This is a genomic window from Arthrobacter sp. P1_D12 (genome assembly GCF_056406175.1).
On record NZ_JBFUAR010000012.1, the window covers coordinates 19,722 to 33,847 of the forward strand.

Consider the following 14,126-nt stretch of genomic DNA (forward strand, 5'->3'; position numbering starts at 1 on the left):
TTGTAGGATTGGGACATGACGGACGCAGAGCAGCCGGGCGCGGACCAAAAAAGACCAGTCGCGAGCGCCCGGGAAATTAAGGCATTGGCCCATCCGCTGCGCCTGAGGATCCTGCGCCTGTGCGGGCTCCACGAACTGACCAACAAACAGCTCGCCGACCGGCTGGGCCAGGATCCGGGAACGGTGCTTTATCACGTGCGGCAGTTGCTCTCAACGGGGTTCCTTGAACCCGCCGGGGTCCGCACGGGCGAGAGTGGCGCGCTGGAGAAGCCGTATCGTTCCACGGGGCGGTCCTGGAAGCTGGACACCGCACTGAGTGAAGCCGGTCCCGCCGGTCCGCTGGCCCCGCTCGAGGCGTTCCGGGAAGAGCTGACAGAAGCAGGACCGGAAGCGCTCGCCAGCCTCTCACGCTTCGTTCTGCACCTCTCCGAGGAAGATGCTGAGGACCTCACCACCCGCATCCACGCTGTGCTGAGTGAATACACCGACAGCGACCGGCAGCGCTTGGACCAGCCCGCCTACGGCGGCATCTTTGTCCTGCACCGGACGTCAGACTAGGTCGCCGTCCTCCCAGAACGGACTTTGGGTCTTGCGTCGCCTTAGCGGGCTTTATTCGTAGATAGTGGGGATGGCCGGCTCGCCGGGCTGCAGCCTGTCCACCACCCGGGGCAGCTCCGCCATGGAAGCCGTGTGCCGGTCCCGGGCCCGCCCCACCGCGTCCGGGCCGGTCCAGCCGGGCTGGATTTCGCCGTCTTTCATGAACTGCTGCAGGAGGGGGCGTCCGTTTCTTCCGGCGCCCGGTGGGTGGTCCACGCCGAGGACCTCGTGGGTGGCGGTGCCGCGGTCGTCGAGGCGGCGCACGGCGAATTTGCGCCCGCCCATGTTGATCTTGTCCTTCGAGGTCTTCGCCACGGCAGCCAGCTCACCGGAGTCACCAGCCCGGCTCACCAGCTTGTAGACCATCCCGGCCGTTGGCGCCCCGGATCCGGTTACCAGGGACGTGCCGATGCCATAGGAATCGGCCGGGGCGGAGCGGAGCGCGGCGACGGCGAATTCGTCCAGGTCCGAGGTCACCACGATCCTGGTGTGCACGTTGCCGAGGCTGTCCAGGAGTTCGCGGACCCACCGTGCCTGGGCCACGAGGTCTCCGGAGTCCAGCCGGATGGCCCCAAGTTTGTCTCCGGCGAGGTCGACGGCGGTGCGGACGGCCGCTTCGACGTCGTACGTGTCCACGAGCAGCGTGGTGCCGGACCCGAGCGAGGCAAGCTGCGCCGCGAAGGCGTCGCGCTCGGAGTCGTGGAGCAGGGTGAAGGAGTGGGCCGCGGTGCCGATGGTCCGCAGGCCGTAACGCCGCCCGGCGGCCAGGTTGGACGTGCCGGAAAAGCCGGCGATGACAGCAGCGCGGGCGGCCGCGGCGGCCGCTTCCTCGTGCGTGCGGCGGGAGCCCATCTCAATGCAGGGCCTGCCGCCGGCGGCGCTGGTCATCCGGGATGCGGCCGAGGCGATGGCGCTGTCATGGTTCAGCACTGACAGGACGTAGGTCTCCAGGACGCAGGCCTCGGCGAACGTCGATTCGACGATCAGGACGGGGGAGTGCGGGAAGTAGGCCTCGCCCTCCGGATAGCCCCAGATGTCGCCGGAGAACCGGAAGGCGGCCAGGTGCTCCAGGGTGTCCTTGTGGACCACGCCGGTGGCGGCCAGGAAGGCGAGGTCGTCCTCGTCGAAGCGGAAGTTCGCGATTCCCTCGAGGAGCCGGCCGGTGCCGGCCACGATGCCGTACCGGCGCCCGGCCGGCAGTCCGCGGGCGAAGGCCTGGAAGACAGACCGGCGGTGCGCGGCCCCGGAGTGGAGGGCCGCCTGGAACATGGTCAGCTCATAGTGGTCGGTAAACAGCGAGGTCCGGGGTCCGTCCGGTCCGGCCGAAGTGTCCATGATCCACTCTAGGCCGGGCCGCCCGAAGCCGCAGGATGCCGCCAGGTCCGGGAGGTCGCCGGAAACGCCCCGAACCGCCGGAAACTTCCGGCGAGTCCGGGAGTTTCCGGCGACTTCGACGATGCCGGGCTCAGACGGGGCAGCCGTCCGGGCCGCAGGCGCCGGATTCCGCGGCACTTCCTGCGCCTGTGGCGTCCGCAGCCTCCGCGCCGGCGCCCACCATGACCAGCGGGTGGCTGTCCTGCCACGCCTGCTCGAGGGCGGCGGTGAAGGTTTCGGCGGGCTGGGCGCCGGAGAGTCCGAACTTCCGGTCAATCACGAAGAACGGGACACCGCTGATGCCCAGGGCGCGGGCCTCGGTGAAGTCGCTGCGGACGGCGTCCGCGTAGGTGTCCGTGCTGAACAGTTCGGCCAGGTCGCCGGCGTCGAGTCCGAGGTCAAGGCCCAGAGCGGTCAGGTACTCCTGGCTGCCGATGTCCTTGCCGTGCTCGAAGTGGTCGCTGAGCAGGCGTTCCTTCGCGGAGTCCTGCTTGCCATGGGCGGCTGCGAGGTGGATCAGCCGGTGGGCCGTGAAGCTGTTGGCGACCACGACGGCGTCGAACCGGTAGTTCAGCCCTTCGCCCTTGGCCTGGGCCGCAACGTGCTCGAACATCTGCGATACCTGCGCCGGAGCCATGCCCTTGCGCGTGCTGAGATAGTCCAGTTCGGTGCCGTCGTAGTGCTCGGGGAGCGTGGGGTCCAGCTGGTAGCTGCGCCACTGCACCTCCACGGAATCACGGTGCGGGAAGGCCGCGAGGGCGGTTTCGAAACGGCGTTTGCCGATGTAGCACCAGGGGCAGGCGACGTCGGACCAAATCTCAATCTTCATGCCCGCAACAACCGCGCCGCCGCCGGGTCCATTCCCCGGCGGCCTGTCGGCTTCGTCACGGCCCCGCGGGTCCTCCCGGCTGAGGCCCGGCCGGCGCCCGGCCGGCGCCCSCGGCCTCACGGCGCAACCGGGCGCTCCATCACGAAGTCGTGTTCCACGGTGGTGCCCAGCTGGAAGGACTTGGTGCCGACCTTGCGGAAGCCGGACTTTTCGTAGAACCGGATGGCGCGGGCATTCTGGCTGTTGACGCCGAGCCAGAGCCCGCGGGCGCCGGCCGTCGCGGCCGCGCCGATGCTTGCATGCATGAGTTCGGCCGCGGCGCCGAGCCCGTGGTGCTCCGGGTGGACGTAGCACTTGCTCAGTTCGGTGCACGGCAGCTCGCCCAGGACCGCGGCTACGTCCGGATCCCGGGCGGGGCGGGCCACCAGCAGGCTGTAGCCGCGGAGGTCGCCGTCGGCGTCGATCACCAGCACCGTGACCTCCGGATCTGCCAGATAGGCCCGGAAACTGGCCTCGCTCAGGGTATTCGCCACGTGCGCCGCGATGTCCTCCGGCCGGGACTTCGGCGGGCACGCGAGCGGGAAGGTGACGGCCGCGAGTGCGGCCAGCTTCCCGGCGTCGTCTGCGGTTGCTGTCCGGATCCGGTGCGTCATAGCTAAACCCTAGCCCCCGCCCCGGAACTGGCTATCCGGCATGGCAAGGCTCCCGACGATGACAGCGGCGGACTGTGAGGATTCGGCCTGGTTTCCGCTACGGAATCGGGCCAGAGCCACGAAACCGGTCCGGTGCAGCGGGGATCCACGGTGCGCCGGACCGGTTTCGTCGCAGGTGTCCGGAAACATAGCGGATCCTGCCGGTGCTGCCGATCCGGTGCCGGGTCCTTAACGTTGAACTGGCTACTGCTTGAAGGCGGCGTCGAAGGAGGTGCTCGAGGCCGGGAAGTCGAACTTTTTGAGGGCGGCGAGGGCTTCGGGGGCGCCGTGGAGCCGGTCCATGCCCGCGTCCTCCCATTCGATCGAGATGGGGCCGTCGTAGCCGATCGCGGTCAGGGCGCGGAAGGACGATTCCCAGGGCACGTCCCCGCGGCCTGCGGAGACGAAGTCCCAGCCGCGGCGCGGGTCCCCCCAGGGCAGGTGCGAGCCCAGAACGGTGTTCCGGCCGGTGGGCCGCAGCTTCGTGTCCTTGCAGTCCACGTGGTAGATCCGGTCCTTGAAGTCCCAGATGAAGGAGACCGGGTCGATGCCCTGCCACATGAAGTGCGACGGGTCCCAGTTCAGGCCGAAGGCCTCGCGGTGCCCGATCGCCTCGAGGGTGCGGACCGTGGTCCAGTAGTCGTAGGCGATCTCGGAGGGGTGGACCTCGTGCGCGAAGCGGACACCGTTTTCGTCGAAGACGTCCAGGATGGGGTTCCAGCGGTCGGCGAAGTCCTGGTAGCCGGCCTCGATGACCTTCTCCGGCACGGGCGGGAACATCGCGACGTACTGCCAGATGGAGGATCCGGTGAACCCGACCACGGTGTCGACGCCGAGGGCCTTGGCTAGCCGGGCGGTGTGCTGCATTTCCTCGGCCGCGCGTTGGCGGACGCCTTCGGGGTCGCCGTCGCCCCAGACCCTGGCCCCGACGATCGCCTCGTGCCGGAAGTCGATCGGGTCATCGCACACGGCCTGGCCCTTGAGGTGGTTGGAGATGGCCCAAACCTTGAGGTTGTACTTCTGAAGCACGGCGAGTTTGGACTCGACGTAGCCGGGCTCGTCCCAGCGCCAGGCGTCCAGGTGGTCGCCGGACACTGCGATTTCCAGGCCGTCGTAGCCCCAGCCGGAGGCCAGGCGCGCGACTTCCTCGAAGGGCAGGTCGGCCCACTGGCCGGTGAACAGGGTGTACGGGCGGGGCATGTCAGGCTCCTTCGGTAGTCGTCTGCGTGGTCCGTGCGGACGGGGTGAGCTGGATGAGCGAACTTCTGGCCGCGGCGCTTTCCTCCACGGCTGTGAGGATCCGTTGGACGGCCAAGCCGTCCTCGAACGACGGCGACGGCGGGGTTCCGCTGCCCACCGCGACGAGGAAGTCGCGGATCTCGTGCGTGAATGTGTGTTCCCAGCCGATCACGTGGCCCTGCGGCCACCATGCTTCAAGGTACGGGTGCTCGGGTTCGTTGACGAGGATCCGGCGGAAGCCCTGTTCGCGGACCGGAAGTGTGGCGTCCAGGAAGCCGAGCTCGTTCAGGTCCTCCAGATCGAAGAGCAGGGCTCCCTTGTCGCCATAGATCTCCAGCGTGAGCGAGTTTTTCCGCCCGGTGGCCACCCGGGAGACCTCCACCGAGGCGATGGCCCCGGAGGCGAGGGTCAGCGTGGCCCAGGCGGCGTCGTCGACCGTCACGTCCTCGAGCCCGACGGCGCCCGGGCGCCGCGGGATGAAGGTGTGCAGCCGGCCGGAGACCTCGGTGACCGGCTCGCCCAGGAGGAACAGCACCTGGTCGATCGCGTGGCTGGCGATGTCGCCCAGCGCCCCGGATCCGGCGGTGTCCTTGTTCAGCCGCCACGTCATGGGCGACTCCGGGTCCACGAGCCAGTCCTGCAGGTAGGCGGCGCGGACGTGCCGGACCGTGCCGAGGCGGCCCCCGACGATCAGTTCCCGGGCCAGCGCCAGGGCCGGGACCCGGCGGTAGTTGAAGCCGATCATGGACTGCACGCCTTCCTCCCGCGCGGTCCGGGCCGCCTCCGCCATGGCCTCGGCCTCGGCGAGGGTGTTGGCCAGCGGCTTCTCGACCAGGACGTGCTTGCCGGCGGCCAGCGCGGCGATGGCGATTTCCGCGTGCATGAAGCCCGGCGCGCAGATATCGACGATGTGGATGTCATCCCGGGCGATCACTGCGCGCCAGTCCGTGGCGGACGCGGCCCAGCCATACTTTGCGGCCGCCTCGGCGACCCCGTCCCGGTCGCGGCCGACCAGGACGCGTCGTTCGAACGCCGGGACGTCGAAGTAGCTGGCAACATTCCGCCAGGCGTTCGAGTGGGCCTTGCCCATGAACGCGTACCCGATCATGGCCACTCCCAAGGGTGCGGGGCCGGGGGTGGTTTCGTGGGGATTCATTGCTGGTCCCTAGAGTGTGGAAGCGGTGGGGTCCCAGTCCTCGGGGAGGGCTGCGGAGGTGGGGGCGGAGCTTTCCACATCGATGAACGTGCCGGAATCGACCGACTCGGAGATCGAGACCATGGTGTCCAGGACGTGGTAGGCGAGATTGCCGGTGGCGCGGTGCGGGACGCCGGCGCGGATGGAGCGGGCCATGTCCAGCACGCCCATGCCGCGGCCCTGGCTGGGGCCGGTGGCCGGAATAACGGTCCATTCCTCGTCGCCGGCGCGCCAAAGCCTGATGTCGCCGTCGAAGTAGTTTGGATCGGGCATCGAGATGGTGGCCTCGGTCCCGGTGATCTCCACGAAGCCCATCCGCAGCCGCGGGGACTCGAAGCTGAACACGCTGTGGGAGGACGCGCCGGACTCGAACTGGGCCATGGCGGAGACGTGGGTGGGGACCTCGACCGTGAATTCCTCACCGGCCTTGGGCCCGGAACCGATGACCCGGACCTCCTTGGCCTTGGAACCGGTCGCGGCCACGCGGCGCACGGAGCCGAACGTCTGCACCAGGGCCGTGAGGTAGTACGGGCCCATGTCGAACAGCGGCCCGGCGCCGTGCTGGAAGAGGAACGCGGGGTTGGGGTGCCACGATTCCGGCCCGGGCGTCTGGAACGTGGTCATGGCCGTCAGCGGGGTGCCGATGTCGCCGCGTTCGATCAGCCGCCGGGCAGTCTGCAGCCCGGCGCCCAGGAACGTGTCCGGGGCGCAGCCCAGCCGCAGCCCCGCGGCGTCGGCCAATTTCAGCAGGCCCAGGCCGGAGTCGCGGTCCAGCGAGAACGGCTTTTCCGTCCAGACGTGTTTGCCGGCATTGACGGCTGCCGTGGCCACTTCCACGTGCGCGGCCGGGATGGTCAGGTTGACGATGATTTCGACGTCGGGGTGGTCCAGGGCGGCGTCCACCCCGCCCCACTCCGGGATGCCGTATTCCTTGGCCCGCGCCTCGGCCGCCTCTTCGAAGAGATCGGCGATCACGTGGACCTTAAGGTCGGGGAAGACGGTCAGGTTGTCCAGGTACTGCTTGCTGATGTTGCCGGCGCCGATGACGGCGACGCCCACCGGGCCGCGGCCGGTGGCACGGTTCGCTGCTACACGGTTCGCTGCGGCGCTCATGCGTTCACGCCCTGCGCGCCGGCGGAACCGCTTTGCAGGTAGCCCAGGCTCTGGGCGATGCCGTCGAAGATGTCGCCGGAGTAGTCGTCAAATTCCACGACGCCGACTTCCAGGGACTCCGCCGCGGCGATGACGTCCCACACGGCGATCTTGCCCTGCCCGGCCGGCTGCTGCGCCTTGGTGTCCGTGGAGACGGGGCCGTCCTTGATGTGGATGAACTTCACCCGGTCGCCGAGGCGCTGCAGAAGCGCGACGGGGTCCTGGCCGCCGACGGCTGCCCAGTAGGTGTCCACTTCCAGGACGAGTTCCGGGTCCAGGAGTCCCTCGAAGTACTCCAGTGCGGTCTGGCCCTCGATGCTGGACTCCAGCTCCCAGGCGTGGTTGTGGTAGCCGACGCGGATGCCGTACCCGGCGCCCTTCTTGGCGGCGGCGTTGAGCTTCGCTGCGGTGGCCTGGATGTCCTCGGCGGACTGCCAGTGCTCGGCCGGGAGGTAGGGATCGATCACCGTGGTGATGCCGAGTTCCTTGGCCGCGGCGAAGATTTCGTCCTGGTCCTGGCTCAGCAGCGGGGCGTGGCCGGACGGCGCGGTCAGGCCGTTCTCCTTCAGGGCCGCGCCGAGCTCGGCGGCCGTGGCGACGAAGTTGTAGGGCTCAACCTGGGTGAAACCGCGCTGGGCGACCTTTTTGATGGTGCCGGGCAGGTCTTCCTGGAGGGCGTTGCGGAGGGTGTAGAGCTGGATTGAGTAGGACACGGGATTCCTTTGCACGAGTTCGGCTTCGAAGGTGTGAGGGGCAGCCCTGACGGCGGGAAGGGGCGTCCATTCCGTTTGATTCTGTGCGAAGTAGGACTGCAACGCCCAGGGGCAGCGAGGTGATTTGTCTGGAGCGGAGGAACACGATGGCTCTAAACTAGGGAGACTTTTGCCGGGCGTCAAGCAAAAGTTGGAAACTACGTGTCAATCTTTGTGAAGCGTGACATGCAGAAGATCTTCGTGCTATCACTTACTCATGAGTACGCCCACCGGCACCGAGCCCGCAACCCCCGAGGCCGGCGTCAGCCTGTCCCGCGCCGGAGACCTCTTCCAGCTCCTGCGCGACGGCAAGGCCCGGACCCGCGCCGAGCTGGCCCTGACCACAGGGCTCGCCCGGTCCACTGTCGCTTCCCGCATCGACGCGCTGATGATCTCCGGGCTCGTCGGCCCCGCCGGGGAGGCGAGCTCCAGCGGCGGCCGCCCGCCGTCGCGCTTTGCCTTCAACCCGGCCGCCCGCGTAGTGCTGGCGGTGGATGTCGGGGCCACGCACGTGATCATCGCCGTCACGGACCTCAGCGGGCAGGTGCTCGCGGAGCGCCGGCTGGCGCAGGATGTCGCCGACGGCCCGGTTGTTGTCCTGGACCGTGTGATCGATGAAGGGCTGCGGCTGCTCGGCGAGGCCGGCCGGGGCGCCGCGGATCTGGCCGGCGCCGGGATCGGGCTCCCGGGGCCCGTGGAACACGCCACCGGCATGCCTGTGAAGCCGCCGATCATGCCCGGCTGGGACGGGTTCGACGTCGTCCGCCATGTCCAGCGGTCCCTTCCGGTGCCGGTCCTGGTGGACAACGACGTGAACATCATGGCGCTGGGGGAGCGCACGGCGCACTGGCCTGACGACGAAAACTTCCTGTTCATCAAGGTGGCCACAGGCATCGGGGCGGGCATCATCAGCAGCGGCCAGCTCCAGCGCGGAGCCAACGGGACGGCCGGCGACCTCGGACACGTCCGGGTTCCGCGTGGCGATGACGTGCTGTGCCGTTGCGGGAACTACGGGTGCCTCGAAGCCCTGGCGTCCGGGCCCGCTGTCGCCAAGGCGCTGACGCGGCAGGGCCTGCCGGCGCACGACGGCGGCGATGTGCTACGCCTGGTCGCCGAGGGGAACCTGCAGGCCATCCAGGCGCTGCGGCAGGCCGGCAGGGATCTCGGCGACGTCCTCTCCACGGTCGTGAACCTGCTGAACCCCTCGGTGATTGTGATCGGCGGAAGCCTCGGCCAGGCCGGGGAACATCTGATGGCCGGGGTCCGCGAGGTGGTCTACCGGCGCTCGCTGCCGCTGGCCACGACGCACCTGCGGATCGGCGTGTCCCGGGCCGGCGACCAGGCCGCGATCCTCGGCGCCAGCCAGATGGTCACGCAGCACGTGCTCTCACCCGCGGTCATTGAGGCGACCCTACAGGCCACGGGCTAGGGATGTCCTGGGAAGCGGCGCGCCCGGCCGGGGTGTCCCGGGAAGCGGCGCGCCCGGCCGGGGTGTCCCGGGAAGCGTCACATTCCGCGGCCGCGGCAGGCGCCCGTGATAGCAATGGGACTGATGAAATCATATTTCAGCCTGCCCGCCCGGCGACGGCCCACCCCGTGAGTGGGGTGGCCCGGGCGCCGCGCGGCTGGCTCCTCATGCTCGCGATCGGGCTCATCGCGCTGAACATGCGCGGCCCGTTGGTGGCGGTTGCCCCGGTGATCGCCCAGTTGGAGGACGATCTCGGGTTCACCCCGGTGGAATTGGGATTCCTGACCGGGATCCCGGTGCTGTGCTTTGCCCTGGCCGCGCCCCTGGCCTCGCTGGCCGGGCGCAAGCTGGGGCCCGAGTTCGCCATCACCCTGACCCTGCTCGGCGTGCTCTTCGGCGTCGTGGTCCGCTCTGCCGGCGGGGGCGCCCTGGTCATGCTGGGCACCGTGATCCTCGGCGTCGCCATCACGATCGGCAACATCGTGGTCCCGCTGATCATCCGGCGGGACTTCACCCCCGCCCGGCAGGGCGCGGCGATGGGCACGTACACGGCGGCGCTGAACATCGGCTCGTTCCTGACCTCGATGGTGTCGGCGCCGCTGGCTGAGCTGCTGGGCTGGCGGCCCGCGATTGCCGCGAGTGGCCTCTTCGCGGTGGCTGCCGGCGCGGTCTGGGTGATCGCGGTTGGCCGGCGGGCCTTCATTCCGGCCGCCGTCGCCGCGGCGGACCCGCGGCGGCCCGGCAAGCTCACGTCCCGGTGGATCACGGCAGCGCTGACCTTCGGGTTCGCCGGGCAGGCGTTCTCCTACTACGGAGTGACCGCCTGGCTGCCGAGCCTGCTCTCGGACGAACTCGGCATGGCGCCCGCAGCCGCCGGGGCAGGGTCCTCGCTCTTCCAGATCCTAGCCATTGTGGGCGGACTGGGCGTGCCGCTGGCGGCCCGGTTCGCCAGTACGACGGCGGTGGGCCTCGCCCTGGGGCTGCTGTGGCTCACCGTACCCGTGGGCCTGCTGCTCGCACCGGAGCTGTGGTGGCTGTGGTGTTCGTTCGGCGGTGTGGCCCAGGGCGGCGGCATCACGCTGATCTTCCTGGCCATTATCCGGCTGGCGCGGGACCAGGCCTCGGCGGCCCGGATGTCCGCCGTCGTCCAGGGGACGGGATACTCCTTCGGGGCAGTGGCGCCGACCCTGCTGGGCTATGTCCACGGGACCACCGGCGCCTGGACCGGACCGCTGCTGATGATCCTGTGCTCGGCGGCCGCGTTCATCCTGGGCACCTCGCTGTCACTGCGGCGGGTGCCGAAGCCCCACTGATTCGCTGTCGCGCGCCGGGGTGATGTCAATCGAGACGACAGATAAGGCCCATGTTCGCGGGGGACATGGGCCTTACCTGTCGTCTCGACGCCGTTGTCGAGTACGGGGGGATTTTCCGTTGCTGGACTGCCACCCGGATTTCGGGGTGCCTGTTGCGAAGGGCCTGGCAGCCCAGTCAACGGAAATCTGTGCGGACCCGGTTGCCCGGGACGCGGAGTCCTACGCCGGAACCAGTGCGGGGTCCCCGCTGGCGACGTCGGCGCCGTCGCGCGCTTCATGCAGGAAGCGGTCGTAGGCCGGCAGCGTCAGGAAGGCCGGGAACTCGCTGCTGAGGGTGACTTCCTCGAAGATGTCCCGCGCGTCGGCGAAACGGTCTCCTTCGAAGCGCTCCAGCTTGGCGAATTCCTCGTCCAGCATCTCCTCCACCCACTCCCGGGTAATCACGTCGGCGTGGTCGGTGATGGCGCGGGCGAAGATCCACTGCCACAACTGCGAGCGGGAGATTTCCGCGGTGGCGGCGTCCTCCATCAGGTTGTGGATGGCTACGGCGCCGTTGCCGCGGAGCCAGGACTCGATGTAGCGGATCCCCACTTCGATGTTGTTCCGGATGCCCTGTTCGGTGATGGTTCCGGTGGTCGTGGAGATGTCCAGGAGCGCGCGGTCGTCCGCGGTGACGTCCTCGCGGAGGCGTTCGAGCTGGTTCGGACGCTCGCCGAGGACGGCGTCGAACACCTCGCGGCAGACCGGCACCAGGTCCGGGTGCGCCACCCAGGAGCCGTCGAAGCCGTCGCCGGCCTCGCGGGTCTTGTCCGCGCGGACCTTCTCGAAGGCGATCGCGTTGGCATCCTGGTCCTTGCGGTTGGGGACAGCCGCGGCCATGCCGCCGATCGCCATGGCGCCGCGCTTGTGGCAGGCCCGGACGAGCTGTTCCGTGTAGGCGCGCATGAACGGCTGGGTCATGGTGACCTGGCCGCGGTCCGGGAGCACGAAGCGGGGGCCGCGGGTGCGGAAGTTCTTGATCAGGGAGAAGATGTAGTCCCAGCGGCCGGCGTTCAGGCCCGCCGCGTGGTCCCGGAGTTCGTAGAGGATCTCCTCCATTTCGAACGCCGCGGTGATGGTCTCGATCAGCACGGTCGCGCGGATGGTGCCCTGCGGGATGCCCAGCAGGTCCTGCGCCATGATGAAGATGTCGTTCCACAGCCGGGCCTCGAGGTGGTTCTCGATCTTGGGCAGGTAGAAGTACGGGCCTTTGCCCTGGGCGATCAGGCGGCGGGCGTTGTGGAAGAAGTACAGGCCAAAGTCCACGATCCCGCCGGCAATAGGCGTGCCATTGATGAGCATGTGCTTTTCCGGCAGGTGCCAGCCGCGGGGGCGGACCACGACTGTGGGCAGTTCCCCGGCCGGGCGCAGCTTGTACTCTTTCCCCTCCGGCGAGGTGAAGTCGATCCGGCGCTCCAGGGCGTCGGTGAGGTTCAGCTGGCCCTGGATCACGTTGCGCCAGGACGGCGTGGAGGAGTCCTCCATGTCCGCGAGCCACACCTTGGCGCCGGAGTTCAGCGCGTTGATCGTCATCTTCTTATCGACCGGCCCGGTGATTTCCACGCGGCGGTCCTCCAGGCCCGGAGCCGGGGGAGCGACGCGCCAGTTCGGGTCGTTGCGGACGGACTCGGTCTCGCGCAGGAACCGCGGGTCCTGGCCCTTGGAGATCTGCTGGCGGCGTTCCTGCCGTGCCTGCAGCAGCTCCCGACGGGGCCCTGCCGTGGCCTTGTGCAGCTTGGCAACAAACGCCAGCGCGTCCGGCGTGAGGACCTCGCTCTGCCGGCAAATCGGCTGCGCGGTCAACGTGATCCCGTTGATAGTGAAGTTGTCAGTGAAGCTGTTCATTTCAAATCTCCTTAGAGAAGAAGCAAGTTCGACGGCGGGCCGTGCAACAGGTGCGGTGCCCCCGAGGCCGAAGGTGCCGGTATTGCGGCAGCCTGCGTAAAAGGGGCCCCGTGCCCGCCCCCGACCGAGTTCTACGAGGTCATGGGGCGGACACGGGGAATAGCAGGCAGAGCAATGCCGGACCGAAGGCCGGAGGCAAGCGCCGCCGTCGGGTGTCTAGTGGAACTGGCCTTCTTCGGTGGATCCCACCAGGGCCAGGGTGGATGCGTTCGGGTTGAGCGCGGTGGCGATGTCGTCGAAGTAGCCGGTGCCGACTTCGCGCTGGTGCTTGGTGGCGGTGTAGCCGCGGGACTCGGAGGCGAATTCCTTCTCCTGCAGCTCGACGTACGCGCTCATGCCTTCCCGGGCGTAGCCGTGGGCGAGGTCGAACATCGAGTAGTTCAGGGCGTGGAAGCCGGCCAGGGTGATGAACTGGAAGGTGAAGCCCATGGCGCCGAGTTCGCGCTGGAACTTCGCGATCGTGGCGTCATCGAGGTGCTTGCGCCAGTTGAACGACGGCGAGCAGTTGTAGGAGAGCATCTGGTCCGGGAACTCGGCCTTGACGGATTCGGCGAATTTGCGGGCCAGTTCCAGGTCCGGGGTGCCCGTCTCCATCCAGATGAGGTCGGAGTACGGGGCGTAGGCCTTGGCGCGGGCGATGCAGGGTTCGATCCCGTTGCGGACCTTGTAGAAGCCCTCCGGGGTGCGGACCGGCTGGCCGCCTTCGCGGAGGATGAATTCCTGGTCACGCTCGTCGACGTCGGAGGTGATCAGGGTGGCCGCCTCGGCGTCGGTGCGGGCGATGATGACCGACGGGGTACCGGCGACGTCGGCGGCGAGCCGGGCCGCGTTCAGCGTCCGGACGTGCTGCTGGGTGGGGATAAGGACCTTGCCGCCGAGGTGGCCGCACTTCTTTTCCGAGGCGAGCTGGTCTTCCCAGTGCACGCCCGCGGCGCCGGCCTGGATCATGGACTTCATGAGCTCGTAGGCGTTCAGCGGGCCGCCGAAGCCTGCCTCGGCGTCGGCCACGATCGGGACCATCCAGTCCTCGACGGTCTGGATGCCCTCGGAGAACTCGATCTGGTCCGCGCGGAGCAGGGCGTTGTTGATGCGCCGGACCACCGTGGGAACGGAATTGGCGGGGTAGAGCGACTGGTCCGGGTAGGTGTGGCCGGAGTTGTTGGCGTCCGCGGCGACCTGCCAGCCGGAGAGGTAGATGGCGCGGAGGCCGGCCTTGACCTGCTGCACGGCCTGGTTGCCGGTCAGGGCGCCGAGGGCGTTGGTGTAGCCGCCGGTCTTGTGCTCTTCGGTGAGCTGCTTCCACAGCTTTTCGGAGCCGCGCCGGGCGAGGGTGTGTTCTTCGGAGACGCGGCCGCGGAGGCGGACGACGTCGGAGGCCTTGTAGTCACGGGTCACACCTTCCCAGCGCGGGTTGGCGGCCCACTCGAGCTCCAGTGCGGCGGCCTGCTGTTCGGGCGTCTGCTGGGTGGGCTCAAATGCTGCAGTCATCTTTGTCTCCTTGGTGGGGTCCGGGGCCGGCCAGTCTGCGTCTCTGCAGAGCCTGGCTGGTTGTTCCCGGATAGTGAATCTTT

12 protein-coding genes are annotated in these 14,126 nt (G+C 68.7%); 3 read left to right on the plus strand and 9 right to left on the minus strand.

Going from position 1 to position 14,126, the window contains the following annotated elements:
- Positions 1 to 15 precede the first annotated feature (15 nt).
- The gene (locus tag AC1DZV_RS10235; RefSeq protein WP_476953640.1) at positions 16 to 558 is read left to right on the plus strand and encodes an ArsR/SmtB family transcription factor; all 543 of its coding nucleotides are present in this window, start codon (positions 16 to 18) and stop codon (positions 556 to 558) included.
- Positions 559 to 609: 51 nt separating this feature from the next.
- Here AC1DZV_RS10235 and AC1DZV_RS10240 read toward each other — a convergent pair whose 3' ends face one another.
- The 7 genes from AC1DZV_RS10240 to AC1DZV_RS10270 all read right to left on the minus strand — a co-directional run bounded on the left by AC1DZV_RS10240 (position 610) and on the right by AC1DZV_RS10270 (position 7,791).
- Entirely contained in the window at positions 610 to 1,932 is a 1,323-nt protein-coding gene (locus tag AC1DZV_RS10240; RefSeq protein WP_476949911.1) for a nicotinate phosphoribosyltransferase, read from the minus strand.
- 130 nt (positions 1,933 to 2,062) lie between these two features.
- Positions 2,063 to 2,800: a DsbA family oxidoreductase gene (locus tag AC1DZV_RS10245; RefSeq protein WP_476953641.1), complete on the minus strand. Its 738-nt coding sequence runs from the start codon at positions 2,798 to 2,800 to the stop codon at positions 2,063 to 2,065.
- A gap of 116 nt (positions 2,801 to 2,916) precedes the next feature.
- Entirely contained in the window at positions 2,917 to 3,453 is a 537-nt protein-coding gene (locus tag AC1DZV_RS10250) for an N-acetyltransferase family protein (protein ID WP_476953642.1), read from the minus strand.
- Positions 3,454 to 3,696: 243 nt separating this feature from the next.
- Entirely contained in the window at positions 3,697 to 4,692 is a 996-nt protein-coding gene (locus tag AC1DZV_RS10255; protein WP_476949908.1) for a sugar phosphate isomerase/epimerase family protein, read from the minus strand.
- Between the two features lies 1 nt (position 4,693).
- Entirely contained in the window at positions 4,694 to 5,887 is a 1,194-nt protein-coding gene (locus tag AC1DZV_RS10260; RefSeq protein WP_476953643.1) for a Gfo/Idh/MocA family protein, read from the minus strand.
- A 9-nt stretch (positions 5,888 to 5,896) separates the two neighbouring features.
- The gene (locus AC1DZV_RS10265) at positions 5,897 to 7,039 is read right to left on the minus strand and encodes a Gfo/Idh/MocA family protein (protein ID WP_476949906.1); all 1,143 of its coding nucleotides are present in this window, start codon (positions 7,037 to 7,039) and stop codon (positions 5,897 to 5,899) included.
- The gene (locus AC1DZV_RS10270; RefSeq protein WP_476953644.1) at positions 7,036 to 7,791 is read right to left on the minus strand and encodes a sugar phosphate isomerase/epimerase family protein; all 756 of its coding nucleotides are present in this window, start codon (positions 7,789 to 7,791) and stop codon (positions 7,036 to 7,038) included. Before AC1DZV_RS10270 ends, AC1DZV_RS10265 begins: the two co-directional genes overlap by 4 nt.
- A gap of 256 nt (positions 7,792 to 8,047) precedes the next feature.
- On the opposite strand from AC1DZV_RS10270, the gene AC1DZV_RS10275 reads away from it, so the two are divergent.
- Both AC1DZV_RS10275 and AC1DZV_RS10280 read left to right on the plus strand, forming a co-directional pair.
- Entirely contained in the window at positions 8,048 to 9,259 is a 1,212-nt protein-coding gene (locus AC1DZV_RS10275; RefSeq protein ID WP_476949904.1) for an ROK family protein, read from the plus strand.
- A 206-nt stretch (positions 9,260 to 9,465) separates the two neighbouring features.
- Positions 9,466 to 10,611 carry an MFS transporter gene (locus AC1DZV_RS10280; protein WP_476953703.1) on the plus strand — a complete coding sequence of 382 codons (1,146 nt, stop codon included), beginning with the start codon at positions 9,466 to 9,468 and terminating at the stop codon, positions 10,609 to 10,611.
- Between the two features lie 219 nt (positions 10,612 to 10,830).
- On the opposite strand, the gene aceB is transcribed toward AC1DZV_RS10280, so the two are convergent.
- On the minus strand, positions 10,831 to 12,495 hold the full coding sequence (gene aceB / locus AC1DZV_RS10285) for a malate synthase A (protein WP_476953645.1): 1,665 nt from the start codon (positions 12,493 to 12,495) through the stop codon (positions 10,831 to 10,833).
- Between the two features lie 216 nt (positions 12,496 to 12,711).
- Positions 12,712 to 14,043 carry an isocitrate lyase gene (gene aceA, locus AC1DZV_RS10290; protein WP_223914494.1) on the minus strand — a complete coding sequence of 444 codons (1,332 nt, stop codon included), beginning with the start codon at positions 14,041 to 14,043 and terminating at the stop codon, positions 12,712 to 12,714.
- Between the last annotated feature and the right edge of the window lie 83 nt (positions 14,044 to 14,126).

What these genes read in the sequence shown, in the direction of transcription:
- AC1DZV_RS10235 (WP_476953640.1), top strand. Translation starts at nt 16, where the DNA reads ATGACGGACGCAGAGCAGCCGGGCGCGGACCAAAAAAGACCAGTCGCG.
- AC1DZV_RS10240 (WP_476949911.1), bottom strand. Translation starts at nt 1,932, where the DNA reads ATGGACACTTCGGCCGGACCGGACGGACCCCGGACCTCGCTGTTTACC.
- AC1DZV_RS10245 (WP_476953641.1), bottom strand. Translation starts at nt 2,800, where the DNA reads ATGAAGATTGAGATTTGGTCCGACGTCGCCTGCCCCTGGTGCTACATC.
- AC1DZV_RS10250 (WP_476953642.1), bottom strand. Translation starts at nt 3,453, where the DNA reads ATGACGCACCGGATCCGGACAGCAACCGCAGACGACGCCGGGAAGCTG.
- AC1DZV_RS10255 (WP_476949908.1), bottom strand. Translation starts at nt 4,692, where the DNA reads ATGCCCCGCCCGTACACCCTGTTCACCGGCCAGTGGGCCGACCTGCCC.
- AC1DZV_RS10260 (WP_476953643.1), bottom strand. Translation starts at nt 5,887, where the DNA reads ATGAATCCCCACGAAACCACCCCCGGCCCCGCACCCTTGGGAGTGGCC.
- AC1DZV_RS10265 (WP_476949906.1), bottom strand. Translation starts at nt 7,039, where the DNA reads ATGAGCGCCGCAGCGAACCGTGTAGCAGCGAACCGTGCCACCGGCCGC.
- AC1DZV_RS10275 (WP_476949904.1), top strand. Translation starts at nt 8,048, where the DNA reads ATGAGTACGCCCACCGGCACCGAGCCCGCAACCCCCGAGGCCGGCGTC.
- AC1DZV_RS10280 (WP_476953703.1), top strand. Translation starts at nt 9,466, where the DNA reads ATGCTCGCGATCGGGCTCATCGCGCTGAACATGCGCGGCCCGTTGGTG.
- aceB (WP_476953645.1), bottom strand. Translation starts at nt 12,495, where the DNA reads ATGAACAGCTTCACTGACAACTTCACTATCAACGGGATCACGTTGACC.
- aceA (WP_223914494.1), bottom strand. Translation starts at nt 14,043, where the DNA reads ATGACTGCAGCATTTGAGCCCACCCAGCAGACGCCCGAACAGCAGGCC.